The organism is Spiroplasma endosymbiont of Polydrusus formosus (assembly GCF_964263245.1).
Taxonomy (GTDB): domain Bacteria; phylum Bacillota_I; class Bacilli_A; order Mycoplasmatales; family Mycoplasmataceae; genus Spiroplasma.
Genome location: NZ_OZ181656.1, coordinates 1,164,461 through 1,190,888 on the forward strand (window position 1 = coordinate 1,164,461; position 26,428 = coordinate 1,190,888).

The window sequence follows — 26,428 nt, forward strand, 5'->3', positions numbered from 1 at the left end:
ACGGTTATCTTTTTTATTTTTTGTTTTAAATATTTTACCATGAAAATATAAATTTTCTTTTGATAAATTTAAAAAACTATAACAAATATAATTATATAAAATATTAACAAATATAGGAAATTTAATACCAAATTATTTTTCATAGTTTTTACAAATTTGTTCTGATGTATCATGGTACTTATTAAATTTTTTATCTAATCATCTTAATTCTTTATCTGAAAATATAATGTGTTTAATACATTTTTTTCTTTTTTCAATAGCCATTATCTGCTAATTTATGATCGTAATTGTTGTTTTTTAATCTTTTTATTTCTCGCATAATTTTATGACGGCTTTTATGCAATATTTTTGCTATTTTAGATATATTAGATTAACCATTTTTTAATGAATCAAATTATAATAAATTTTTTTAATATAAGACTGCACCCTAAAAAGTAAGTAAAATAAAAAAGATTTTGCTAAATTTTTATAAGGGGCATTTTATATGGCAAGAAAAGGACAAAAATATAACAAATATACATCATAATTTAGAACAAAAATCATTAAGGAAATTAAACAAAAAAGTTGTTTAATTTAGAGAAAAACAACAGTTCATCATATAAAAGTGTCCTAAAAAGGGTTGTTAATTATCCATTATATCATCACTGTATACTGTGCATACTGATGTAACATATTTAATTTAAAAAGGATAAAGATATTATAAATCAACAATTATTGATAAATATACTAAAGAAATAGTTAATGTAAGGTGATATAAATATAACAAAAATAAATTAGTAATAGATAATTTAAATGATGCAATTAATAAAATAAAATTGATAAAAAAGATCTGAATGACATAATAATTCACCTCAGATCACGGATATCAATATAAATTCGCTATTTATCACGATAAATGTTTATCTAATGGTATTATAATTTCAATAAGGAAAAATTACTGATGTGCAGATAATATTGTTATATAAGGTTTTAATTCATTTTTTAAGAAAGCTACAATCAATAATAAAATATATAATTACCAAAAAGAATATATAAAAGATGTTATAAAATGAAATACATGGTATTAAAATCGTAAAGAAAAAGATATAATTAAAAAATAGTAAATACTTTTTATCAGTAATCACTAAAATGGGTGCACTCTTCATCGCTCTTTCTTTAAAAGTAAAATGATTAAATATTTTTAATTTAATTTTTATTGATTCCTTTCATTTTACATTACATATAAATTATAATATAATTTATATGTAATGTAAAATGAAAATTATTATTATGTATAAATTTATAAACATTAATAACAAAAAACGAAACATAGGCTACGAACATTTAAACAAAAAATATGATTGCAATTTTAGTGACTATAATTTTGGTTTTGATTGAGAAGTATTTAAAGATTTTGTGGGTTATAGTTATGCTCGATATTTTACTTCACCCTGTTTTTTTAATTTTGTTTCAGCTGGACGCGGGACTAATAAAACTTGAAATAATTTAGCAGAAAAGTTATTTTTTGCTTGTAATTTTACCGATGCTTCGTCGGTTATTTTACGAAGATATGCCAATACTCACGAAGACACCACCTTTGGTGATACCATTAATGTTTGTAATTACTTATATGATAAATATGGGATTGATATCGGACCGGACAATGAAAAAATGGCATTGTGTTTGACCGAAAAATGTTAAAGAGGGTGGTGAAATTGTTTTTCCTAGTGGTATTCGCATTACTTTTGCGGGCTATGCGAATGGCAATAAAATTATGGAAAAGTTGGTAAAGGCAGTGGTATTATCTCAGCTTGAACTGATGAAATGATCCATGCCGAAGAAAAAGAAATCTTAACGGATAAAGAACTAGATAAAAGATATAATAATTTAAGAGTTTCAATGTTTCGTTCAAAAAGTTTAAAAGTGTCTTATGAAAAATATACTGATGAAAATGGCAACGAACAATATAATTTAGATAATCCTCTATTGCAGTAAAAGAATTACCCTGAGCATTTCAAGAATTAGATAATATGACAAAAAAATACAGCACCATAACAACATATTTTCATAAAACATATGCTAACCAATTTACTTTTAATCCTTTTGATAAATAACATGTCTTTTATGAAAAGTTTGTCACGCCGTATTTACCTTTAAATGAAAAAATGCAAAATATTTTAAAAGAACACAACCAAGTATATTCAGAAAACAAACAAGCATTTAATGGTTTGGGAATTTTTAATTTGCGTTTAACAATGGGGGCTGTTTGAAATAAAATTCCGGATATTCTCCAAAAACTTGTTTTAACAAACAAAGAAAAACGACCTGATTTATTTTAATTAGAATATTATGGTTTTGAATATAACGATAATGACCCCAGCATTTATGTTTTACGAAATTATCGTAAATATATCCAATAATATAACTTGCAAGATTTTTATAATATCAATACAAAACAGTATCAATTTGATAGTTATGTAATTGGTGTTGATTATGCTAATGGTGGTGTTGATCATACGGTATTTTTATTTAGTGGTTATAAAATTAATGAAAATAATGAATATGATCAGTATTTAATTGTCGAAAACGTTATTACCCCCAAAAACGTCATTAATTTAAATGAAATAGTCGAATATTACGGCCAATGAATAATTAATACTTTTGATAAATTTGATGGCTTTGAAGCTTGCCACATTTCATTATGATATTAATGCCCACGACTTTATGCAAAAATTACAAGAAGATATTGCCCCTTATTTAGGTTATAAAATTAAAATGTTTAAAGCTAAAAAGCATCAAACATCACTTAATAAAGAAGCTGGGATAATCAATCGGGTAACATGAATAAGAAAAATGTTTGTGCAGGGCAAAATCTATGGAATGTTAGATGACCTCCCATTTTTAGATAAATGTATTAGTTAATTAAGGTTTAGCGATAGCAAAACAAACACCACCTGATAGTAAAATTTATCATGACCAATATGATGATTTGTTTTATGGTTTTTATTCATATCGTTTTAAAATGGATATATAAAAATTTATATTTTATAATTTTTCGAGGTTTTGGTTGAGCGGTTGGTTTTCAAAAATTTTTGTGATAAAATGGATTACAATAAATGGTTTACAAATCAAAAGAAATATGCCACGTTGCACAAAAACCGCTTTTGGCGGCTCAAATAATTTTTTACTTAATAGACTTAGAAGTCGTAACAATCAAATTTTTCAAATTACGCTCATATAAATAAGTTTGCATATTACCAACTTTAACACCAGATAAATCAACCAATAACCTAGCGCTGGATCCAATAATATTTAGAAGCTATACCAGTAATTGCATTAACAGACTGTCCACCTGCTTCATTAGAATCTAAAGGAACAGATGAAGACGTTCTTCCACCAGCAGAAACCAAAGGATTAATCCTTGTTTTTTCATATCTTCAACTCCACGCTGTCATTGTGTATTAGACATACGCTCTTGAAAATAACGATTCAATTGATTTTGATATCGCGCTGAACTCTGACCTATTACTAAGATATCACCAACAACATTACCAGTAGCATAATCAATAATAGCACCAATAGCGTCGCCATCTCCTCAACCTTGTTTTACATTATCTATTCAATTATTCATTTAAATTTATTCATCCTAAATTTTATCAATACCAGGAATACTAAATACTGGCATTGAACGTTCATGATTAACTTCAAAATAAAAATCAGATTGAAACTGAGTCATATCAGCAGTCGACTTAATAATAGCTAAAGTATGCGATCAACTATGCGATCAACATTACTTTTATCTTCTCGTAATCACTCAACAGATAATTTAGGTAACTGAACATAATTATCAGCATAATGATAATAATCTAAACTTTTATCAACATTACGCATCATACCAGTAACTTTACTAAACTTAGAACGATAAGAAGCTCAAGCTTCATTATAACCAAATATTTCATCATCAACTTTTTTATCACCACTAAAATAAATCTCTTTATTCTTAATAGGTTGTTCACCAATATTTACAAATATTTGATTATATAAACATCATTACAAACACGGACGCGTTCATAACTGTTCAACATCTTGCTGATATGAATGTTCATATTTTACACAAGCAACAATAATCAAATAACCATGTTATAAAAAAAGTTTTATTAATTAAACTTTGACGAATACCAGTTTCACCAAAAGCAGCTAAATTTCCTAAAGCACTTGTATCAACAGCGCTAGAAGTTTGAGAAACAGCACTAATATTTAAAGGATTTTTATAACCACCTAAATACTCCGCACGCTGTTTAGTAGCATCTGGTGAATTAATACCAAAATGAGAAAGAAAATACTCAATATATCTAGTGTAACCACTACGGGCGTTCTTTTCCAACATTTGTTGATAAGCAATAGTTTGTTTGTAAATTATTAATTTATATACCAGTAGCTTGTGATAAATCAGCATATAAATTACTTGGATAAACAGGATTTTTAACTATAATATTGCTAAATTATACTTGTAAGTGCAAGTAAATAAAATTGCAAAAAATTTCATATAAAAATTTCATGATGCTAAGTTTATTTTAGAAAAATTAAAGCAAGGAGTTTTTTATATGGGATATAAACATCTTGGCATAGATGAAAGAATTTATATTGAGAATCAATTGAAATTTAAATTAAAAATTAGTGAAATAGCTAAAAATCTTAATCGAAGTATTAGTACTATTATTCAAGAAGTTAATAGAAATAAAGATAATAATCATTATTTTTCATTAATTGCACAAAATAAAGCAGAAAATAGAAAACAATCACATGTTTATTTTCATAAGTTTAAAAATAGAGAATTAGTAAAATATGTACAACAAAAATTATTATTAGGTTGATCGCCTGAACAAATTTATGGAAGAATTAAAAATTTTCATAAAGAATGAATTATTAGTTTTAAAACAATTTACAATTGAATTTATTCTGGATTACTTGAAAAGGTTACTAATAAAAATTTAAGAAGAAAAGGTAAGAAACGAAAATCTCAAGAAAATCGCGGTAAATTTAATGGTAAATCAATTAAAGAACGAAATGTTAATGTTAATAATCGCATAACTGTTGGCCATTGAGAGGGTGATACTATAGTATCATCGCGAGGTAAAAGTAAATCATGTTTAATAACTTTAGTTGAAAGAACATCAAGATTTACTTTAGCAATGTTAGTTGAAAATAGAACTACTAAAGTTATTAACGAAAACATTAGCCATTATTTATCAATTCTTCCAAATAATCTTGTTAAAACTATAACATTTGATAGAGGTAAAGAATTTGCTAATTGACAACAACTTGAAAAAAATTTAAATGTGAAAATTTATTTTGCTAATGCATATTCACCCTGACAAAGAGGTACTAATGAAAATACTAATGGGTTAATTAGAGAAAAATTTCCTAAAAAATTTAATTTTTCAAATACCACGAAAAATGCAGTTCATAAATTTATATTGTCTTTAAACCATAGACCAAGAAAAATACTAAATTATCTTTCACCAATCGAATATTTGGTTAGAAAAATAATTTAGTTGCACTTAACTTTACAATTAGGCATTATTATCTTTTTGTAAATAAAATTTTGTAATATAATCATCTTTATCATTTGTATTAAAACCAATAGTTCCAATGTTTTCATTTTTTTCCAATTTTGACCATCAGAACGAGTAAACATTAACTATGAATGTTTACCATTAATAACTTTTTTATCGTAAGTAACAATAGGATTTTTACCACCAATATTTAAAGTAATATGTGAACCTTTATGCGGACTAGGCAAAGAACTTGTAAAATAATCATGATACTTATTAGCAATAAAAGGCTTACCATCCAACTCTAAATCGCTAATATAATTATCACCATTAGAACCACTACCATCAGAACTAGATTTATTAATGTGATATACTGATTGTAAATTTTGATCTCTAAATCAATCATTAACATTTCACGTATAAGCTCGAAATGGTAAAGCATTAACTTCTAAACCTTTCCTTATTAACAGAGGAAAACCCATATAATCAGCAATAGTACCAACTTTCAACTCAAAACAACAAAAACATCACTTGGATCTTTAATAATCGGAATTAAAACATCGTCAATAACAGCTCAAGGATCATTATTTTCACCAAAAAACTTTTTAAAATCATCTCAAATAATCCGATTAGGAACAAAATAAGCAAAAACATCAATATTATCAACACTCATAACAGGCTTTAATATAAAAAAAGTATAGTTTGCCGAATAACAGTATTAATATTCATCTTAAAACATTATCACTAGGCAAAATCTCATCTAAATAAATAGGTACTAAATCCCTGGCATTAAACGCAGTAGTAAGTTTACTATTTTTTGTAAACATATAATGTTGAGGTGACTTATCCAAAGTATTATGAAAACCATAAACTAGTTTATTTTTTTTAATTTTAATTTTTACCTTTCTATTTTAAATCAAATTCATTTTTATTCTTATTAACATCTAAAAACAATCTGATTATCTAAAACATCATCTTTAACAATTTAACCATTACCATTTAAAGACCTAACATAATCATTAATAACATCTAAATTTTCCATACCCCTTAACAAATTTAAAGTTTCCATAACAGAAGCTGGTAACTTTAATAAATCAAGATATTGACCTTGTCGAAAATTAAAATCTAAAATTTCATCATTTTCATAACGATCAATAAGTTCACTTAATGTAGTACCAATTCCAGCTTATTGTATTTCAGAATACAAATCTAAAGTTTTACTAACTATCAAAGAAATTTCACAAGTATTTTCATTAACAAATCTTTCATAAACATTATATTAATAACCATCACTAACAGATGAATTAGAAACATTATTAAATTCACTATAAATTTTTCTCATATTTTTTTCATTTTTTGTTATTTAACCAAAGACAAATAACCAGTATTATTTAAATAATTTTTTAAAATATCTAAATCTTTTTGTACATTTTTATTATGAGTTTTAATATACCTTATTGTTTTAATAATCAATATAACAATTCCACTTACAAAAAATAATGATGAAATTCCAAAGATTTTCAAAAACACAATTACATCTTTAAACATTATTTTTGACATAAAAAACTCCTTTCTTATTTCAAAATAATTAAGAAAGGAGTACGTATACAATATACCATGGGAAAGGAGAATTATAGTACATATAATTCTCCTTTCCCATTTCTAAGAAATTAGAACATAAATTTTTAAATACAATAATAAAAAAATATAAATTCTTTTTTTATTCCTCATCTTAATTTTTATCTTTTTTATTATTAAGTAACTCTTTTAAGTTTTATTGTTAGTTTTTTTCAAAAAACTAACAATAAAACTTAAAAGAGTTACAATAACAATTATCAAAATAATAACAATAATTCACATTCCTGATGTCATAAACTAAAACCTAATTCCGCTACGAGATGTCGAACGAAACAAATTAGCAGCACGAACAGTACGAGCAGTATTTGTTAAATAACGACGATGCGATGCAGTATTTTTTACTTTTTTACGAAATGCCATTTTAACAATTCCTCCTTTCATGTATAATAAACTTGAAGTTATGTTATTTTTTATCGTTAACAACACGATTTAAACTCTTAATTCTTTTATTAAGAACATGTTGTTTATTGCCTGATAAATTAACATACCATATACCAGAATTTTTAACATGATAAACCAAATTAAATTTTGCATTAATAATGCGATTTTTTTAAACTTCCTCTAAATGTTGACTATTCTGTTTTCCATAAAGACGATTAAAATAACGATGATGTTGTAACCCACTAAATCTTTATCAGTATTCAAATTAACAACATAAAATTGATAAATATGTTCTTATTTTCTTCAAAATATTTTTTGCCAATTCCCTTACTCATATATAACTTTTCAGGTTCAATACATAATTTTTCATAATCTAACTTTTTAACTTTCTTTAAAGTATATCGAGCAACATATCCAGCACTTTGATAAGTAACACTACTTATTTTATGAATACCTTTACTTCAAATTTTATCAATTAATTTACTAACAAAATAAGGATAACCCAAATTATACCTCTCACCAGTTAACTGAAGATTTTTAAACACCCATTATTTTTTCACGGTAAATCAAAAACAACACAAAGGTGATAGTGAGGTCTATTCGTACGAGAGCCACATTCTGAACTAGCTAAACACTTAATATTAAATATATTATTACGCTCAAAAAATTTACGCAAAGATTTAATAAATCTACTTAAATCATAATGTTGACAAGTAAAAACCTTGATCATTAACAGGAATAAACTCATCATAATAAGTTATAAAGTGATAAATCAATTATTTTTTGAACTTTTACATTCTAAAGCAGAACGAATAATTCATTCTTTAGCATTATCTAACTTACAACTTACACACTTACGACAAGGAATATAATTATTAATTTTATAATTAATATTCATATCTAACTTAACAATATCAATATTACGATATTTTTTAAATTTAACCTGTGCTCACCTTTATTTAAATTATAAACCTGAATAGGCTTTAAATAAGCCATTTTAACAATCCCTCCAATCTTGTCCGTCAATGGGGCATATTAAATTTTAATTTTTAAATTTCAAGTTAATTTCAAGTTAAATTTCAAGTTAAAAAAAGTTTTAAGGTTCTTTGAAATAAATTTGGGTAATCTTTATAAAATTATTCGTTTAACGCTTATAATTTTTTCCAAGTATTTTGAAAAGGCTGGCAAAAAATTTTTAAACTTTAAGTAATTTTTAACAAATATATGAAAATAATCATGAGTCCAGCTGGGTGTCATAATATAATTACAATAATAATCATTCTAAATAAATATCTCTTTTAAAAATAACATACATAAAAGTGCTTGCATATATATATATATATATATATAATATCAATAGATCTTTATATAATTTTTCAATAAAAAGTTTCAAGATGGTTTCAAGATGATAGAAAGAAAAATATAAAAATATGAAAAAATTTTTAAGTTTATTAAGTGTATCAAATATTAGTGGAACTGCTGTACCAACAACAATTGCTGTTAGTAGTTATCAAAAAAAAATAAATAGTGATATTAATTATCAACAAACAAATAATTTAGAAAATTTAAATAGAATAAAAAAGAGAGAAAATAAATTATCTTTTTTTGTTTGTTCTGGTCTTTTAAAAATTATTTTTTATTATGATTTAGGCGCAAGCGACGCAGCTGTTTTTAAAGGATTTGTAAATGATTATACAAGAATTTATAATAATAATTTAATTTTAATATCATCTAATAAAAAAAATAAATACAATAATATAAGCACAAAAATAGATGTAATAAAAGTTTTTTATTCCTTTTATAAATCATCAGATGATGATTTTGATAATAATTTACAATTTTTATTTAAAAAAGAATACTGTGTTTCAGAAGGAAAAGTATATGAATATAATTTAGATAATGATAGTAAAAATATAATTATTGATAGTAATGATAAAAATACTAAATTTAAAATAACTGTACCCCCAAATCATACTATTGATAATAGTAAAAAATTTTATATCTTTTCAAGCAAGGTTATTTTATATGAATATGAGACATTTGTATTAATTGAATCTTATATTAACGATATGAAAGAACATGTAAAAAGATGATTATATTTACAATATAAAAAACAAAATCCTAATTTTGAAATTAAACAAATTTTAAATATTAATTTAGAAAATTTAATATTATCTAATGTTTTTTATCAAAAAAAACAAAAAAATAAAATATTTAATTCAGAACAAAACCTTGAAAGTGCGTGTAAAGATTCTAGTTCAACGTTTATAAATAACAGCAACATAGAACAAATACAATATACCATTTCTTGTTCTAAACAACTTACAGAAACAAATAAATTTCAAAAAATGAATGGATTTTTTAAATCAAATTTAACATCAGAAACTGATAATTTAAGTTGAAATATAAATAATAAAGTTACTGCAAGGGCTGGTTGCTCAGCCGGTATAACGTTTGTGGGAGAAGAAAAAAATGAAGTTCGATATGAATATAAATGAGGAGGATCAAAAAATTATATTATAACAGATTATTCAAATTATGATAATACAAAAATTAAAACAACAACAAATACCACAGCAACAACTGTTACAGCTCAACTAGCGAAAGTTCCACCACATAATAAAATTTCAATTTCTAATAAATTATGAAATAATAACATACAATTTATTTTAAATGTTTTTCAAAAAGTTAATGGTAATGTTAGCACAGATTTTATTGATGAAAATAACAATAAAACTACAGTTTATACTTCAATTAAGGATGCTATGCTTAATTTATCAGAAAATAAAATTTTGCCTTCAAAAATAAAAATGAATAATGATTATAGCATAAATTTTTCTTATGATATCAAAAGTAAAAAAGGAATAATTATGCATCATATTGAAATTGGAAAAGCTATTCCATTACAATAATAATTATTTGTGAGAAATAAATATTGAAAAAAATATTAAGTCTTTTAGGAACAATTACTCTAATTGGAACAAGCACAACAAGTTTAGTTGCTTGTAATAATAAACATAAAATAAACGAATATACAAAAGAACAATTAGAAAAACTAAAAAAAGAAAAACAAATAAATACAACAGATGAAAATATTAAAAACAATTTAGAATGAATAGCGTCACAAGAAAAACCATTTAATAATGTAGATAATAAATATTATTTTGTTGTATGGCGTGGTGATAAAAATGATGATTGAAGGATTGTTAAATTTCAAATTAATGAGGAACAACGAGAAAAACAAATATTAGAAGAATATAAAAATTTTAGACTTATTCTTCATAATCAAAAAGTCTTGTATATTATAGAAATTGCTAAAAGGGGTATTCTGTGAGATAGAGAAAATTTTGATTATATTAAATCGGTTTATCGTTGAAATCTTTATACAGATATTCCTGATTTGGATGTAAATAATAAAACAGGTGAAATAAAAATTAAATAATAAATATAAAAAAACCATTTTAATAAAAATGCACCCCAAAAAGTAAGTAAAATAAAAAAATATTTTATTAAATTTTTATAAAGGGTGCATTTTTATATGGCAAGAAAATAACAAAAATATAACAAATATACATCAGAATTTAGAACAAAAATCATTGAGGAAATTAAACAAAAAAGTTGTTGAATAGCAGCAAAACAATGTAATCTAAATTAAAATACAGAAAGATCTTAATGAGTAAATCATAAAAAAAAAAGGAAATTAAATATTCCTAAAGGATCTAAATCTCTTTTAGAAAAAGAGATTTAGAATATTATAAAACAGAGTATTAATTATTAAAAAGCTCCATGACTTTTACAATTAAGCAAACCAATAATCATCTCTTTTATTAAACAAAATTGTCGTTAATATTCAATAAAATTATTACTAGAAATAACAGGGTAAAAACGTAGTTATTGAGATAAATATAAAAATTATGACAGTAGCAAAAAAAAATAAAAAAGCAATAAATGATATTGTAAAAGTCTATGAAGAAAATTTAAAACAATTTGGATACCGAATAATTACTAAATATTTAAATGAAGATTATGATATAAAATATAATTTAAAAAAATTTTTAAGGATTATGATTAATAATCAAAAATAACCTGAATATGTAAGAAAAATGAAAATAAAAATGAAATATAAACAGAATAAATAAAGAAAAAAGTTTATTACAAATATCCTGATTTAATTAATTGTAAATTCAATGATATAAAAACAAGGTTTTCAATGCTATATGCTGATGTAGCATATTTAATTTGAAAAAGGAGAAATATATTATCAATTAACAATTATTGATGAATATACTAAAGAAATAGTTGATGTAAAGTGATCTAAATATAATGACAATAAATTAGTAATGGATAATTTAAATGATGCAATTAAAAAATAAAATTAATAAAAAAAGATCTGAATGGAATAATAATTCACCTTAGATCACGGATATCAATACAAATTCGCTATTTATCACGATAAATGTTTATCTAACGGTATTATAATTTCAATAAGGAAAAATTACTGATGTACAGATAATATTATTATAGAAAGTTTTCATTCATTATTTAAGAAAGCTACAATCAATAAGAAAATATATAATTAACACGAAGAATATATAAAAGATGTTATGAAATGAAATAATTTATATTCAAATCGTAAAGAAAAAGATATAATTAAAAAATAGTAAATACTTTTTATCAGTAATCACTAAAATGGGTGCACTCTTTAATAAATGGTTTTTTTATATTTATTATTTAATTTTTATTTCACCTGTTTTATTATTTACATCCAAATCAGGAATATCTGTATAAAGATTTCAACGATAAACCGATTTAATATAATCAAAATTTTCTCTATCTCACAGAATACCCCTTTTAGCAATTTCTATAATATACAAGACTTTTTGATTATGAAGAATAAGTCTAAAATTTTTATATTCTTCTAATATTTGTTTTTCTCGTTGTTCCTCATTAATTTGAAATTTAACAATCCTTCAATCATCATTTTTATCACCACGCCATACAACAAAATAATATTTATTATCTTGTTTTAAAAATGGATTATTATCATGATAAACATTTTATCAATAATTTATTTTAGAACCAGTTTTATTAAAATTAAAATATGAAGAATTTAACTCAATTTTATATTATTTAAATGTTCAATATTCGTTTTCTTTTTGTTGATTAGATATTAATTCAAAATAATAAGGCCAAAACAATTTAACATTATCATTATAACCTTTATTTATTGCATATTTACTATATTTGTAATTTGAAAGCATATATATAATTTGTTTAATTTTTTTTTGGCAGACCTACCCTTAAATAAGGGTTTGATTATCCAATTTTAATTTTTCAAATAAACCATCAATTACATTTTTTGGTTTTTGTCCTTTGAATTTTTGTCTTAATTTAGCACTATCATTTATAGGATTATTTTTTTTAATCATATTTAGCATATTAAAATTTTCTATTATAATTATAGCGAAAGGTTAAAAAATCTAATAAAAATTGTTATAAACCATTTTTAGGTAATAAATATATAACATTTTTTCTTTGAATATATTTTTGTACTATATTTTACAGCAAAAAACTTTCGGTAAATCAATATTGAAATATTCGCACATTAGGGTTTGTTTCAATAGGTATGGATAACAAAGGCATCAAACTAGCATTTTCAACGATTGGTGATGGATAAAAAGAATAAACACCCTTGATATTATCCCAGCACTTAATATTACCAAATAATATTGATTTAGGATACTTAATTTCAATCCCAGTAAATAGTGTATCTTCGGGCAATGATTTTTGTAATACTAAATGAATGCTATTTTGATTTTTTCATTTAAAGTCAGTTATTTTAACTAAATGAGTAGATTTAATAATATTAACCCCATCGGGCGAATAAGGGCGTTTATATTCTTCAATGATATAACATTCATTTTTATTGTCTTCGGTAATGGGTTCATTGATAGATACTATTTTTAAGTCTAATTCCTCTAAAAATACTTTGTCTTGTTTTGAAATATCATTAATTAAGATATCTTTTTCATCAATCATGACATAACTTGTACTATTATCTTGGATTGTGGTGTTTTTGTTGTATTTGTAATTTAAAATTAAAATCACTAATTTCACAACCAGTTATTTTAATATATTAATCTTTATCAATAAAACCTATTTAACGCTATTTTGAGAGTAGTTTAAATTTGGTTTTTGCTTTGTTCTTAACAAGATTATTATAATTTTATAAATATACAAGGTTCTAGCACGGTTTTCAATAAATAATTGTTCTAAATCATGGTTACACTTGCTATATTTTGATTGATTAGCAAAATCCAACGGGATACTTTCAATTGAATAATCAATTGGTTCATTATTTTCTGCTAATTGTGCCAACATTTTTCCGATGGTTTTAACATTATTCTTGTCCTCCTTTTTCATAAGACATATTGGATAATAGTTTCATTGTTTTTTATTTGTCTGTTTAAAGTCGCATTTACTGGTAAGTGAACATCAATAATTAACTCATCAATATTTTTGATATTAAATGTTCTACTATTTAAAATCGCATTATCATATTTAATTAATTTAATAATAAATTCCGTTAATTTAATTTCTATAATATATATCATTTGCTCATAAGGGGCGTTTGTTTGAATATTTACACCACAACTTCCGCTTGGGTTTGTTGTACTCCCTTTGTAATAGATGGTACATGATGGCGATTTATTTTATAGTAATTAGTTAATAATCAATCATATATTTTAGTTAATTGTTCATCTTTAAAAATGCCCGCGATATAGTCGACTGGTTGAAAATTACTATCCGGGTCACCTTAAACTAATAACAAGTCATTTTCAATAAATGAGGCCAACATTTTACTAATTTCTTGGTCAACAACCCAGCTACTCCATTGGTGTTGATGGTAAATTTACCACTATTTAATAATGGGTCTAACATTATCTTTTCCGCAATAATATCTAAAATACTAGCAAATTGCTTGCCATAACGAGCGGAAGGCTCAAAATTGGGATTATTAGGAATAATTTCAATTGTAATAAAATCAATTGGTAATATTTATTCTCTTTGTAATGATGTATAATTATTTTATTTAGCATCATCAATATATAAATCAGTAATAGTACTACATTTTTATTTTTAATGTTCTAATAACTTTAACTTGTTTAGTTATAGCATCAATTTTAAATTTTTTCAGTAATAAAAATACTCTGATCATTTTAATATAAGGGTCATAATAAAAAGTACAAAACACTAAATTACCTAATTAATAATACTGATCATTGTAAAAATCAATCGTAATAAAATTAAGTTTTTGAATTATTAGCAAAAATAAAATATGCACCACAACCATTCATATTAATTTTTATATTAATTATACCAATTATTATTAGTAAAGTCCTGCATTTTTAAAAAGTTATTAATTAATTAAAAATTTATTTGTTGATTGGTAATTAGCATTATCTTCACAAATTATTTTTTCTAAAATATCATTATGTTTTTGAACAGTAACATTTTTTACGATTAGTAATTGTTGATGCTAAATTAAGATAATAACTATCAATATCATAACTATTTTTTAATTTCTTTTTTGCTGATAACAACCCCATTTAAAGCACTTTTTTATTTTTGTTTCATTTTTTTAATAACATCCGTCAATGCTGTCTTGTTTTTGTTCTTTTTTATGTGTTTTGATAAACCGAATAGTTTCAATAATTAAAACAATAATTCCAAAACCATTAAGCATTGCACCAATAATTACATATGTAGGTCAACCAACCCATAAATTAGTTGGTCCTATAAAACAAATAATAATTCCTGCAATAAAAAACAATGATGAAATTTCAAATATTTTAAAAAACATAATTGCATCTTTAATGGTTAATTTCTGCATAATAACATCTCCTTTCTAACTTGCTTTTTTCTTTGAAAATACAATGATTTAATTTTATCGGGTGTCCCACGCTTATCCTTATATGATATAATTTTTCCTTGAAAAAATGATACAAAAAATATAATCTATCATTTGTTTTAATTGGGACTTTAACATAAAATGTAAATTTATGATGTGTTGTAACTATATCGACATAGCCACCAAATGGGTTATTTTCATCATTTTGAACAAAAACTTGATAACTATAACTTATCTTTATCATAATTTTTAATGTCATAAGAAGAATGATCATTATTTGTTACAAAATCACCAATGTCAACTTGTTCTCAATTTGGCGCATCTGGTATAACAATTATTTTTTTAATTCTTCTAAAATTTTTTCTTTTATTTTTGCAAGTTTTTCATCTTTAATTTTTTCTATAACAATCTTATCTAGTAATTAATCAACTTCTAACTGAGTATAATAATATGCTTATAAATCTATCATTGTTAAATCAATACCTTCTTCTTGAAAAGAATGAAACATTTTCTTTAAAGTTGTTAGATTAATCAGTGATTTTACATAAGTAGGTAATAAACCTTGTTATGTTGCCATCGGGTCATTTTGTGAAGAATAATTAATATCACCAACACTAATATTTGCCGAAGTAAATAATTCAATCGAAATATGGTTAAATGTTCAATGTTCAACCGCAATAAACACCATGTTAATACAAATTTTCTTTAACAACGGGTCTTTAAATGTTTCAAACTTTAATTTTGAAAATGGATAGTTTAAATATGATTAATTCATATTTTGGGCCCTTAAGGCAAAAGTTTTAAATCATAATTCGACATCACCTTTAAATAATTTATTATAACGAATGGGAACTTGGATATTTTTTCCTGTTATTGGATTAAAATTATTATAATTTTCCAAAGTAACATTTGCTCATAATTCATTTAACATTTAATCATCTCCTTATCACTACTGCTTTCTTTTTGTTTTGATTTTATTTAAGATAAACTTTTTACTACTTGACATTGTTTTTGTTTTAATTATTTTGCTTAAATCTTGATTTGTTTTGAATTGCTTGTATATTTTAAATGGTATTCCATTACCCAATAAACTAATAAATGCGCTATCTTCTGGTATTTGTACAAGTTTATATTTATTAAAGTTATTTTGCAATTGTTCTTGCAATTTTAATATATTAGCAATTGTTCGATATATTTTAAAATTATATTTTATTACTTGTTGATAAGCAAGTAGTGCAAAAGAAACTTAAATTAAACAAACTTGTTTTTGTAAAACCTCAACCAATAAATCACTAACTATGCATATAATATACAAATGGTTCTTTTGTTAAAATAAACTGTTCTGCTTTTATTAAAGTCGTCATAACAACAATTGGAGTATATTTATGGTTTTTATAATATATTGTTAAAGTAACTTCGTTCGAAAATAGATAAAGGAACAATTTTAATTGCTAAAAAAACATCATAACCATAAGCGAAAGGTAATAATTGCCCCCCTTTTTTAATAGCATTATTTTCAAATTTAGATAATATTTTTTTAGTTTGTTCGGTAATTTTACTAAGTACTTTTTGTTTAATCGTAATTATTTGTTTTTCAATTGGGGCTAATAATTTTTAGTTACTTTTTGAAGATAAAAATTTGGGTTTAAATGATTTAAATTTTATTTAATTTAATTGGTGTTTGATGCAAGATATTTAATAATTTATTATGATATATTTTGCTACCATGCATTAAATTAACATTTAATAATAAGTTTTTACCGACACCTTTTTATAAAGATATTAACCATAATGTTATATCATTTGTTAGTACTAATTTTACTTATTTTATCAAGATTTAATCCATATTCAGACAATCATTTATTAGCAATTTTTTCATTTATGTTGGGTATTTTTTGAACTAACGTCGGATTTATCTTTTGAAGGTTTTTTTCAATTTTTAATAAATTATTAATTGTGTTTATTTTATAATCGTTAAAACCTTTATAAAAGTCATTACGGCTAATTTTCCAATTGTATATAATAAAGTTTCATTATTAGCCCGCTTTGTAAAATCAAATATTAATTTATCCGATAAAACCTTTTGCCCCGCAACTTGTCTGACAACATCTTCTAAGTTATTAGTAGTTATGACCCCTAATTTTTCCAGTAATTTAGTTTTTTTGGCTAATTTTAAAATTATCGTTGTTCGAGCAGCGCGCGTTAATTTACCAACACCACTAATTTCTGGTAATAAATTTAAGACAGTACTTTTGCTGTCACTTCGGAAGTTTAAACTATCATATATTTGATTTACGGCAAAATCGGTTGATGTTTCTATTCCAAATGAGATAAATGTTGAAGCAAAATTAGATAATCTTGCCTCTAATCTCCAACAGCCGAAGCAACTCCGCCCGTTAAAATTGATAAACCAAGGGATAAAACTTGTATTTCTAAAATTATAATAATTGTAAACCAAAACTTTTTTCTTTTTGCTTAGCAGACAATCTGGTTGGAGTTTTTAACAGCATAAATCATAGATGTTTTCCTTGCTCCAATTGGCATTTTTAATACTAAAAAGTACTATTTTTTAGTAATATTAAGAATTTTTAATTACTACTTCAATTGACTTTGTTTGACCAGTAGCGTTGTTTTTACCTTCGATTTGAACTCTAACAATTTTATCATTTGTAATATTAATTGATCATTCTTCACCTTTACTTTCAAAAAAGTAATCAAAATCACCCTTAGTTAAAGAACTATTTATGGTTTTTACTGCTTTTAAAACAACGGCTTTAAATTGTGGTTTTAATTGTTCGGATATTGTTTTTGTTTGGTATGAGATATGAACGGTTGGTTTATCTGATTTATTAATTCCAACAACTAATATCAATTTTTACAACAATATGTTTATAATTACCTTAGGTTCAGTTACAGCACCATCTAAATATAAAAACTCTTTCCATAATTAAAGTATTACCATCCCAGTTCCTAATGCCGCCGCCCCAACTCTTAACGGAGTGTGGTCTTTTTTGCGTATAATATAAGCGGGTCATATTTTTTACTAAATTTAAAGGCAATTATATTAACACCATTTGATAATAATTCAATCGTTCTTTATGAACCATCTTTATTAATAATTGGTAATTTTTTAGGAACCACATAGTATGTTGTTCCTTCAACATTTTTCATTGCCCCGCTTTTTGTTATTATGCTATTTATTTGATCATTTGCGCCAAGTTGCAACTGTAATTTATTGCGAATGCCACGAATAAAATCATCCGAACCTAAAACAACTGTTTCTGATGGAGTAAAGCCATTTTCATATATTTTATCCATAATTTCATCATGAATTTGTAAAGCACTTGTATCATCTGCTTTTTGTCCTTGGATAGTGGTAACTGTTCCTTTGTTAATAATATCTAAAATTTTATTGCGTTTGTATGCAACTTCAGTGTCCATTGCTTGCTCAATATCAGCAGCCCAAAGATTAGGGGATTAAAATCACTTTCTACGGGGTCTAATTTACGAGCAAAAGTTAAAATAGTATCTAATTCAACAATTCCATCTTCAAATTCCACCGTTGAGTATTTTAATAAATTATCATCGGTATTAAATATTTGTCCGTCCGTCCTCAAACCTTCATTGTATTTAATATTTTTCTTTTTCTTGTATGTTAAACCAAATTTATTGGCTTCTTTTCACGCAAATAAAGCTTCTCAACTAAATTTTTGTTGATAAGTTTGTATAAATATCATTGGTCAAATGTTTCACACTCTTTTTGTGTTGCTTTGTTAGCGATATCGCCAAATATTCTTTGTGGATTTTTTGCCATATTTTATTTTAAAATCAACATAAATATGTTCCAACTTATTGGAACCTATCCAACAGGGTATTTAAATCGTAAAGAAAAAATATAATTAAAAAAATAGTAAGTAATTTTTATTAGTAGTTACTAAAATGATTGTAGTCTTTTCCTTTCTGTTTATTTAAAAAGATAAATAAACAGAAAATCCTTTTGTTGGTTAATATTTTGATATTTAGTAAGAATATTTATATTTTTATTTAATTAGTTAAATCGCCACCCACCACCCACTCCTGAAGTGAGGTGGTGGGTGGCGATACTAAAACTTTATATTTAGAGATAAAGTTTATCCAACATGGAATAAACAAACAGTTTACCCAGTTATTAACTATAACTTAATCTATTCTTAGATAACTTTATATAAATAAAATAATTTTTTGGAGTTACAACCATCTTGTTTTTTTTAGTGTCCGATATTGTTTTTTTTCAGTTTAGCAGCACTCTTTAATGAAAAAAAACCAAAAAACATGCGCTCTGACATTTCAGCAAGGGATTAATCTTACCGAAAATTAAAGAAATAAATAGGAGTAAATCTATTCGCTTTCACAATTTTTTAAAGCTTCGTGCCATAGATGAGTTATCAATCTTTAAGCATTAAAATATTAATTTTGATAGTTGCATTATTGATTGAATAATACCTTTATTTGAAAAGAAATTTATAAAAATATCCTTTATTTTGTGTAGGTAAAACAGTAAAAAATCTGTTTTTATAATAAAAGTTCTAAATTTAAAATAATTATCCGATCAATAATGCAACTAAATTTATGTTTTTTAATATAAAAATAAAAAAAATAACCTAACAATAATTTGTTTTTTGCCGGTTCATCACACAAGATGTCTCATTTAACACTTGTTTAATTTAGAAAAAAACAACAGTACATATTAAAAGTGTCTTAAAAAGGTTGCCAATCCAGTTAAGGACTGCTATTATTAATAGCAGGAATGTTGAGGTATAAAATGCAAATTGATTTGATGAAAGAATTTAAAATTTGTTTACAAATAAATAATATTATTTTTGATATCTTTAATATTCTACAAAATAAAACAATAATTAATATTAATAATTCAATTTACTAGTTTGTAATATTACAAACTAGTTTTTTATGCAATTTTAAGAAAAGAAGGAGGAATAAAATTATAAAAAAAGAACAAATCGGTTTAGTTGACAATAATATTAAATTATTATTAGGACCACATGATCGGCCAAAAAGTTTTTTACAATGATCAATCTTATCGTTACAACATGTTTTTGCAATGTTTGGTTCAACAGTATTAGTGCCGTTAATTATTAATCAAACGGCTGGTGTTGAAGTTATGAACATTGCAATGGCGTTGTTTTGTTCGGGGGTTGGGACTTTAATTTATATCGCAATTACTGCCGCAAAAGTTCCAATGTATTTAGGGAGCTCTTTTGCGTATATGGGAGCGATGGGTACATGCTACCCATTATATGGAAATGCTGTTTTTATTGCGGTAATGATGGTTGGAGTTATTTATATTGCCTTTGGTGTATTAGTGTGTTTTATTGGTAATAAATTTTTAGAACTAATTCTTCCGGCAGTAATTGTGGGACCGTTAATCATTATTATCGGAATGTCTGTTGCACAAAGCGCAATTAATAATGCCGGTTTTAATCCAACAGCTTGAAAACAGTCTTATTCTCATTGAATCGGCATTGGTATTGCTGTTTTTACTTTTTTAGTAACAACAATCATTGCATTAAAATGCAAAGGTTTTGTAAAAGTTGTACCAGTTATTATTGGTGTTGTTGCTGGATACTTACTGTGTGTAATTCTGCATTTTTCAATTGGACCGGAATATCAAATTTTAGATACATCTAAAATTACCGATTCAAGTCAATGACAATGATATCCATTTTTTAAAAAGATTTGAGATTTAAAAGGAAGTAATATTGGACCAGCTATTTTAGCAATTAGTCCCTTAGCAATTATTACAATTGCAGAACATATTGGTGATCATATTAGTATGGGACAAATGACCAGCAAAAATTTTGTAAAAGATCCAGGAATGGATCGAACATTAATCGCGGATGGGGTGTCAATTATTTTCGATGGGTTCGTTGGTGGACCTGCAAATACAACATACGGGGAGAATGCTTCTGTTGTTGGAATAACCCGAATTGCTTCGGTTTGAGTAACTGGATTAGCTGCTTTGTTTGCAATTGGCTTATCATTTATTGCTCCGGTTAATCAATTAGTTCAAATGTTGCCTTCTCCAGTAATGGGTGGCATTAGCATGATCATGTTTGGTTTAATTGCGACAAACGGTATTCGGGTTTTAATTAATAACCAAATTGATTATAATAATATGAAAAATGTTTTTGTCACAGCGATTATGTTAGTGTTAGGATTAGGGGGCGCAATTTTTAATTTTAATGTTGGAAATGGTAATTTACAATTTACGGGCGTAGCCTTAGCGGCTTTTGCTGGGATTTTCTTAAATTTACTATTACCAGATCATCAAAATAACGGCTTTCAATGATGAGAGAAATTAAAGTTATTAATTAAAACGCGAAAAGAAGAAAAAAAACAGAAAGCAACAAACAATAAAAAAATTAAAAATAACCCTAAAAAGGAAATTTAAAAAATAAAAAATTTGTAATAAATTTCTTCTTTTTAATGATTTTGTTGATTTTAGTTGAAAATAATGTATTTTTATATAATAATTAATAAAGAATAATTTGGTTTATTAATTTGGAAATTTAAGGAAGTGAAGATTAGTGTTATTTTTGAAAAAATTGGAAGCATTTGGATTTAAGTCTTTTGCTGATCCACTGATAGTTAATTTTGATCACGAAATGATTGGAATTGTTGGACCAAACGGAAGTGGAAAATCAAATATTAATGATGCTCTTCGTTGATGTTTGGGTGAACAATCAATTAAATCGCTTCGCGGAGGTAACAGCGAAGATGTTATTTTTAATGGTTCGGAAACAAAACCACCATTAAATATGGCGGAGGTTAAATTGATTTTTGATAATACACAACGGATTTTTGCTATGGATTATGATGAAATTGAAATTATACGTCGTGTTTTTCGAGGAACTGGTGAAAATGAATATTTTATTAATAAGCAACTTGTTCGTTTAAAAGATATTCAGGATTTTGCTATGGATAGTAGTTTAACAAAATCATCGCTTGCAATTATTTCTCAAGGAAATATTAATGCTTTTGCGGAAGCAAAGCCATTAGATCGTCGTGTCTTATTTGAAGAAGCGGCGGGTGTATCAAAGTATAAACTGCGTAAATTAGAAGTTTTAAAAAAATTAGGGCGTTCAAACGAAAATTTAGTACGTTTAAAAGATATTTTAAATGAAATTGAACGAAAATTACCAATTTTAAAACAACAAAGTGAGAAAGCATTAAAATACACCACCCTAAAAGATAAATTAAATCAGATTGAATTAGCTGTTTTAGTGAAAGATATTACTTTTTTTAATGACAAATTATTAGAATTACGTTCACAACAAAAAAAAATTGTTAGTACAAAACAAGAAGCTGATCGAAAATTAAAGAATCAAGAAATTGAGTATAACGAATTAAACAAAGAAAATTTCAGTTTGGATACTAAAATTAATGTTTTGGGTAAAGAGTTTCAAATTTTAATTTCAGCAATTGGTGATTTAAAAATTCACAAAATTGAATTAGATAATAAAGAGGCTGCATTAAAAATGTCGTATAGTGATATTACAATTACTAATATGATTAATGACTATAATGAATTGACAGTTAATTTGCAAAATGAACAAGAGAAATTAACAAGTTTAGAAATCCAACAACAAGAGTATCGTATGCAACGCGAATCTTTTAATTCCAAACATGCCGAATTGAATGAACAATTGGGGTCAATTAATAAAATAGTTATTCGCTTAGAAAGTGAATTAGAACGTACCCAACATAATTTTGAGAACCAAGATAATTTATATGAAGGGGTTAAAAATATTGTTAATAATAAAAACGTTTTACCCGGAATTATTGGATTAGTTCAAGATATTATTAATGTTGACAAAAAATATGAACAAGCAATTTTAACTGCTTTAAGTAGTCATTTACAAGATATTTTAGTTAAAAATGTTGATAGTGCGAAACGAGCAATTTCATATTTAAAACAAAGCCAGGCTGGTCGTGCAACTTTTATTCCCTTAGATGTAATTACTCCGCGTTATCTTAGCAGTGATGAAGAATTTGTTATTAAATCAGTGCAGGGATATTTAGGATTAGGGAATAATTTAGTTAAAGTGAAGAAAGAGTTCCGGGTTGCCATTGATTATCTTTTAAGTCGTTATTTGATTTGTGTTGATTTTGATAATGCTCAAGAAATTGGAAAATTAACAAAGTATCGTCATAATATTGTAACGTTAGATGGTGAAATAGTGCGCCCGCAAGGAGTTGTTACAGGGGGGGTGTGCCGAACAAGAATGACAATTATTAATCCAGAAAAAGAACTTAACATTCTTAATGAAAAAATAGCAATGAGAACAGAAGAACAACATCATGTTATAAAACAATTAAACCTTCTTAGCCGTCAATTAGATGAAATTAATGAAGTTATTGTCGAAAATCAAGCTTCAATCGGGGCCGGTAAACGCCAAGTTGAAATTATCATGCGTGATCAAACGAAATTACAGAATGAATACCAATTGTTAACATCAAAAAATATTGATGAAACAAAAATTGAAGAAAACAAAGCAACCCTTAATGTTGTAGATCAAATCAAACAAAAAGATCTTCTAAAAACTAAAATTGAACAACAATTAAATGTTGCTCGCAGTTTAAAAGATAAACAATCGTTGATGATTAATGATCTTAATAATCAGATTGGAGATAAACGTTATTATATATTTGCTTTACAAGATCAAATTAGTAAAATTAATATCGATTTATCAATTATTAATGTTAAAATTCAACAAAATTTAACAAGGCTAACAGAAGAATATCAAATGACATATGATTATGCTAAAACATTAGAATTGAAGGTTATTGATAATGAAGATATAATTCGGGATGAAATTAAACAGTTACGCGGCGACTTAACACAAATTGGGAATGTTAATTTAGAGGCAATTGCCGAATATAAAGAAGAAAATGCTCGTTTTCAATTTATAAGTAATGAATATAATGATGCCAATGATGCTGTTAAAAATTTATTAAAATCAATTGGTGAAATGGACCGCGTTATGGAAGAACAATTTGATAAGACAATTAAAGAGGTTAATGAAAACTTACCGTTAACTTTTGGAGTATTATTTGGTGGTGGAACAGCAAAAATCATTTATACTAAACCAGATAATTTATTAGAAACTGGCGTTGATATTAAAGTATCCCCACCAGGGAAGAATATTAATAATTTAAATTTATTATCTGGAGGGGAAAAATCATTAGTTGCCTTATCGGTTTTATTTGCAATTTTAAAAGTTCGACCAATTCCGTTAGTAATTTTAGATGAAGCCGAATCGCCATTAGATCCAGCGAATGTTGAACGTTTTGCTAAATATATTTGAACTTTTGTTGAAAAAACACAATTTATTGTTATTACGCATCGAGTGGGAACAATGGAATATTGTGATGTATTATATGGAGCAACAATGCAACAGAAAGGTGTTACAAAAATTGTTGGAATTAAATTACAACAGGCAGTGGAAATGATTCAAGAGTTTGAAAATAAACTTGAATATAAAAAAACATAAGATTATTTTATGATTTTTTATTTTTTTGATATAATTAACGTAAACAAGTTGAATATAGTAAAAACATATATTATAAACAGGGGGAAACTTAACGAATGAAGCCAAACGAATCTATTAAAGTTGTTGGTGAAAAGAAGATTTTTTTTAAGCGTTTAGTAGAAGATATTAGTAACTATAAAATGATTACTTTAATTTGTTTAGTTTTAGTCTTGATAATATCAATTATTATTTGAACAATTGCGGTTGCGGGTAATGTAATTGTTGCTGGTGGAAGTACATCGGTAGTCCAAATAATGGCAAATGTTACAGAACAATATAAACGTGATAATAAAAAAGATATCTTATATAATTCATTAGGAAGCGCTGCTGCGCGGGTTGGTGTTACAAATCATAGTTATGCTTTTGGTTTTTTATCAAAAGATATTCCTTCAACCCCACAACCAGGCGATAATCAGGGTAATGCTCGACAATTATGAGAAGATGAAAGGATTGGACGGTTTGTTATTGCTCGTGATTATATTGCTTTGATTTATCATTTGCCAATTGGTTGTGAAATTAAACCAGAACAAGAATCACTACAGTTTAAAAGTTTTGATGGTGGAGAAGGAACAAAATTGATTTGTCAAATTTATAATAACCGCAATTTTACTTGACAAGATGCTTTTGGTGATCAATTAGTTTGTTCTACTGGTAAGAAAAATAAATTTTATACTTTAACTCGTGAATCTGGTAGCGGAACAAGAGATTTCTTTGAATCAAAAATAATTAAAAGCAAAAACTACGAAACAAACCAAGTTGCATCATCAAGCGGTTCAATGTATCAAGCAATTGCAACAGTCCCGTGTTCAATTGGTTATATTTCTTTTTCATATATTCGTGAAATCATTAATAATGAAAATTTAGGAAAAAAAACAATTGCCAGTGTTATTGGTAATAAAACAACAAAACCAGAATTACCGTATAAAATTATTGATAATAATTATGAGTTTAATCCTGCTTATTCGTTAACAAGGCCTTTTACTGGAATTATTAATTATCAAGGCAAGCAATTTGGTATAGTCTTATCTTTTATTGCTTGAATATTAGACCCATTGCCGTATTCAAAAACAAAACCAAAATTACGGAATGGTGATTATAATCCATACTATGTTTCAACATTTAAATTAACGGAACATGATGCCGCATATTGATATATAAAAGAAGGGGAAGAACCATTATCATTTGATGATATTTTATTTCTAAAGTACAATAATAATACAACTTTTGCCAAAAGTGAGCAAAAAACTGATAATGAAAAAGTACCTTGAAATTTTAATCTAGATTATAAAAGTCTTTGAGATATTATTGTCGAAAGATTTCCTGAAAAATATCAGTTATATCGTGGATATGAATATAACGGAATGGGGAATTAA

General features: G+C 25.4%; 33 protein-coding genes. 13 read left to right on the plus strand and 20 right to left on the minus strand.

Annotated elements, in window-relative coordinates:
- Positions 1-132: 132 nt before the first annotated feature.
- Positions 133-264 (minus strand): hypothetical protein, encoded by a 132-nt coding sequence (locus ACE38S_RS06080; RefSeq protein ID WP_374696826.1) that lies wholly within the window; start codon positions 262-264, stop codon positions 133-135.
- Positions 265-1,269: 1,005 nt separating this feature from the next.
- Here ACE38S_RS06080 and ACE38S_RS06085 point away from each other — a divergent pair.
- The 6 genes from ACE38S_RS06085 (at position 1,270) to ACE38S_RS06110 (ending at position 2,901) form a co-directional block, all read left to right on the plus strand.
- Positions 1,270-1,680 (plus strand): hypothetical protein, encoded by a 411-nt coding sequence (locus tag ACE38S_RS06085; protein ID WP_374696827.1) that lies wholly within the window; start codon positions 1,270-1,272, stop codon positions 1,678-1,680.
- Entirely contained in the window at positions 1,643-1,834 is a 192-nt protein-coding gene (locus tag ACE38S_RS06090) for a hypothetical protein (RefSeq protein WP_374696828.1), read from the plus strand. The genes ACE38S_RS06085 and ACE38S_RS06090 overlap by 38 nt, the downstream gene beginning before the upstream one ends.
- On the plus strand, positions 1,804-1,974 hold the full coding sequence (locus ACE38S_RS06095; protein WP_374696829.1) for a hypothetical protein: 171 nt from the start codon (positions 1,804-1,806) through the stop codon (positions 1,972-1,974). Before ACE38S_RS06090 ends, ACE38S_RS06095 begins: the two co-directional genes overlap by 31 nt.
- A gap of 170 nt (positions 1,975-2,144) precedes the next feature.
- On the plus strand, positions 2,145-2,318 hold the full coding sequence (locus ACE38S_RS06100; RefSeq protein WP_374696830.1) for a hypothetical protein: 174 nt from the start codon (positions 2,145-2,147) through the stop codon (positions 2,316-2,318).
- 87 nt (positions 2,319-2,405) lie between these two features.
- A complete protein-coding gene (locus ACE38S_RS06105) occupies positions 2,406-2,690 on the plus strand; it encodes a hypothetical protein (protein ID WP_374696831.1) in 285 nt (94 codons plus the stop codon).
- Complete coding sequence (locus ACE38S_RS06110) at positions 2,653-2,901, plus strand: hypothetical protein (RefSeq protein ID WP_374696832.1); 249 nt, start codon at positions 2,653-2,655, stop codon at positions 2,899-2,901. Before ACE38S_RS06105 ends, ACE38S_RS06110 begins: the two co-directional genes overlap by 38 nt.
- A 445-nt stretch (positions 2,902-3,346) precedes the next feature.
- On the opposite strand, the gene ACE38S_RS06115 is transcribed toward ACE38S_RS06110, so the two are convergent.
- The 3 genes from ACE38S_RS06115 to ACE38S_RS06125 all read right to left on the minus strand — a co-directional run bounded on the left by ACE38S_RS06115 (position 3,347) and on the right by ACE38S_RS06125 (position 4,435).
- Positions 3,347-3,610 (minus strand): hypothetical protein, encoded by a 264-nt coding sequence (locus ACE38S_RS06115; protein WP_374696833.1) that lies wholly within the window; start codon positions 3,608-3,610, stop codon positions 3,347-3,349.
- Positions 3,611-3,738: 128 nt separating this feature from the next.
- A complete protein-coding gene (locus tag ACE38S_RS06120) occupies positions 3,739-4,023 on the minus strand; it encodes a major capsid protein (protein WP_374697165.1) in 285 nt (94 codons plus the stop codon).
- Positions 4,016-4,435: a major capsid protein gene (locus ACE38S_RS06125; protein WP_374696834.1), complete on the minus strand. Its 420-nt coding sequence runs from the start codon at positions 4,433-4,435 to the stop codon at positions 4,016-4,018. Before ACE38S_RS06125 ends, ACE38S_RS06120 begins: the two co-directional genes overlap by 8 nt.
- A gap of 148 nt (positions 4,436-4,583) precedes the next feature.
- Here ACE38S_RS06125 and ACE38S_RS06130 point away from each other — a divergent pair, with 148 nt between their 5' ends.
- Positions 4,584-5,534: an IS30 family transposase gene (locus tag ACE38S_RS06130; protein WP_374696835.1), complete on the plus strand. Its 951-nt coding sequence runs from the start codon at positions 4,584-4,586 to the stop codon at positions 5,532-5,534.
- A gap of 146 nt (positions 5,535-5,680) precedes the next feature.
- Here the strand turns inward: ACE38S_RS06130 and ACE38S_RS06135 are convergent, their stop codons facing one another.
- The 5 genes from ACE38S_RS06135 to ACE38S_RS06155 all read right to left on the minus strand — a co-directional run bounded on the left by ACE38S_RS06135 (position 5,681) and on the right by ACE38S_RS06155 (position 8,098).
- Positions 5,681-6,016 carry a major capsid protein gene (locus ACE38S_RS06135; protein WP_374696836.1) on the minus strand — a complete coding sequence of 112 codons (336 nt, stop codon included), beginning with the start codon at positions 6,014-6,016 and terminating at the stop codon, positions 5,681-5,683.
- Positions 5,998-6,207 (minus strand): major capsid protein, encoded by a 210-nt coding sequence (locus ACE38S_RS06140; protein WP_374696837.1) that lies wholly within the window; start codon positions 6,205-6,207, stop codon positions 5,998-6,000. The genes ACE38S_RS06135 and ACE38S_RS06140 overlap by 19 nt, the downstream gene beginning before the upstream one ends.
- Positions 6,208-6,893: 686 nt before the next feature.
- On the minus strand, positions 6,894-7,094 hold the full coding sequence (locus tag ACE38S_RS06145; RefSeq protein WP_374696838.1) for a hypothetical protein: 201 nt from the start codon (positions 7,092-7,094) through the stop codon (positions 6,894-6,896).
- Between the two features lie 315 nt (positions 7,095-7,409).
- The gene (locus ACE38S_RS06150) at positions 7,410-7,532 is read right to left on the minus strand and encodes a hypothetical protein (protein ID WP_374696839.1); all 123 of its coding nucleotides are present in this window, start codon (positions 7,530-7,532) and stop codon (positions 7,410-7,412) included.
- A 263-nt stretch (positions 7,533-7,795) separates the two neighbouring features.
- Positions 7,796-8,098 carry a hypothetical protein gene (locus ACE38S_RS06155; protein WP_374696840.1) on the minus strand — a complete coding sequence of 101 codons (303 nt, stop codon included), beginning with the start codon at positions 8,096-8,098 and terminating at the stop codon, positions 7,796-7,798.
- Between the two features lie 885 nt (positions 8,099-8,983).
- Here ACE38S_RS06155 and ACE38S_RS06160 point away from each other — a divergent pair.
- The 3 genes from ACE38S_RS06160 to ACE38S_RS06170 all read left to right on the plus strand — a co-directional run bounded on the left by ACE38S_RS06160 (position 8,984) and on the right by ACE38S_RS06170 (position 11,638).
- A complete protein-coding gene (locus tag ACE38S_RS06160; RefSeq protein WP_374696841.1) occupies positions 8,984-10,465 on the plus strand; it encodes a hypothetical protein in 1,482 nt (493 codons plus the stop codon).
- Between the two features lie 23 nt (positions 10,466-10,488).
- Positions 10,489-10,995, plus strand: a complete 507-nt coding sequence (locus ACE38S_RS06165; RefSeq protein WP_374696842.1) for a lipoprotein — start codon at positions 10,489-10,491, stop codon at positions 10,993-10,995.
- A 472-nt stretch (positions 10,996-11,467) separates the two neighbouring features.
- Positions 11,468-11,638 carry a hypothetical protein gene (locus ACE38S_RS06170; protein WP_374696612.1) on the plus strand — a complete coding sequence of 57 codons (171 nt, stop codon included), beginning with the start codon at positions 11,468-11,470 and terminating at the stop codon, positions 11,636-11,638.
- A 1,474-nt stretch (positions 11,639-13,112) separates the two neighbouring features.
- On the opposite strand, the gene ACE38S_RS06175 is transcribed toward ACE38S_RS06170, so the two are convergent.
- From ACE38S_RS06175 to ACE38S_RS06225, 11 genes are all read right to left on the minus strand, one after another.
- Entirely contained in the window at positions 13,113-13,670 is a 558-nt protein-coding gene (locus ACE38S_RS06175; RefSeq protein ID WP_374696843.1) for a hypothetical protein, read from the minus strand.
- A 39-nt stretch (positions 13,671-13,709) separates the two neighbouring features.
- Complete coding sequence (locus tag ACE38S_RS06180; protein ID WP_374696844.1) at positions 13,710-13,934, minus strand: hypothetical protein; 225 nt, start codon at positions 13,932-13,934, stop codon at positions 13,710-13,712.
- Positions 13,919-14,167 (minus strand): hypothetical protein, encoded by a 249-nt coding sequence (locus tag ACE38S_RS06185; RefSeq protein WP_374696845.1) that lies wholly within the window; start codon positions 14,165-14,167, stop codon positions 13,919-13,921. Before ACE38S_RS06185 ends, ACE38S_RS06180 begins: the two co-directional genes overlap by 16 nt.
- Positions 14,168-15,195: 1,028 nt before the next feature.
- On the minus strand, positions 15,196-15,447 hold the full coding sequence (locus ACE38S_RS06190) for a hypothetical protein (RefSeq protein ID WP_374696846.1): 252 nt from the start codon (positions 15,445-15,447) through the stop codon (positions 15,196-15,198).
- A 583-nt stretch (positions 15,448-16,030) separates the two neighbouring features.
- Complete coding sequence (locus ACE38S_RS06195; RefSeq protein WP_374696847.1) at positions 16,031-16,177, minus strand: hypothetical protein; 147 nt, start codon at positions 16,175-16,177, stop codon at positions 16,031-16,033.
- 54 nt (positions 16,178-16,231) lie between these two features.
- Complete coding sequence (locus ACE38S_RS06200) at positions 16,232-16,396, minus strand: hypothetical protein (protein WP_374696848.1); 165 nt, start codon at positions 16,394-16,396, stop codon at positions 16,232-16,234.
- 18 nt (positions 16,397-16,414) lie between these two features.
- Positions 16,415-16,630, minus strand: coding sequence for a hypothetical protein (locus tag ACE38S_RS06205; RefSeq protein WP_374696849.1), 216 nt, complete (start codon positions 16,628-16,630; stop codon positions 16,415-16,417).
- A 795-nt stretch (positions 16,631-17,425) separates the two neighbouring features.
- Entirely contained in the window at positions 17,426-17,923 is a 498-nt protein-coding gene (locus ACE38S_RS06210; RefSeq protein WP_374696850.1) for a hypothetical protein, read from the minus strand.
- A gap of 120 nt (positions 17,924-18,043) precedes the next feature.
- A complete protein-coding gene (locus ACE38S_RS06215) occupies positions 18,044-18,337 on the minus strand; it encodes a hypothetical protein (protein WP_374696851.1) in 294 nt (97 codons plus the stop codon).
- Positions 18,338-18,561: 224 nt separating this feature from the next.
- Positions 18,562-18,906, minus strand: a complete 345-nt coding sequence (locus ACE38S_RS06220) for a hypothetical protein (protein WP_374696852.1) — start codon at positions 18,904-18,906, stop codon at positions 18,562-18,564.
- Complete coding sequence (locus tag ACE38S_RS06225; protein ID WP_374696853.1) at positions 18,867-19,202, minus strand: hypothetical protein; 336 nt, start codon at positions 19,200-19,202, stop codon at positions 18,867-18,869. The genes ACE38S_RS06220 and ACE38S_RS06225 overlap by 40 nt, the downstream gene beginning before the upstream one ends.
- A gap of 1,292 nt (positions 19,203-20,494) precedes the next feature.
- Between ACE38S_RS06225 and ACE38S_RS06230 the strand changes: the two genes are divergently transcribed.
- The 3 genes from ACE38S_RS06230 to ptsS all read left to right on the plus strand — a co-directional run bounded on the left by ACE38S_RS06230 (position 20,495) and on the right by ptsS (position 26,428).
- On the plus strand, positions 20,495-21,913 hold the full coding sequence (locus ACE38S_RS06230) for a uracil-xanthine permease family protein (RefSeq protein WP_374697166.1): 1,419 nt from the start codon (positions 20,495-20,497) through the stop codon (positions 21,911-21,913).
- A 136-nt stretch (positions 21,914-22,049) separates the two neighbouring features.
- Positions 22,050-25,016 (plus strand): chromosome segregation protein SMC, encoded by a 2,967-nt coding sequence (locus ACE38S_RS06235; RefSeq protein ID WP_374696854.1) that lies wholly within the window; start codon positions 22,050-22,052, stop codon positions 25,014-25,016.
- Positions 25,017-25,111: 95 nt separating this feature from the next.
- Positions 25,112-26,428, plus strand: coding sequence for a phosphate ABC transporter substrate-binding protein (ptsS, locus tag ACE38S_RS06240; RefSeq protein WP_374696855.1), 1,317 nt, complete (start codon positions 25,112-25,114; stop codon positions 26,426-26,428).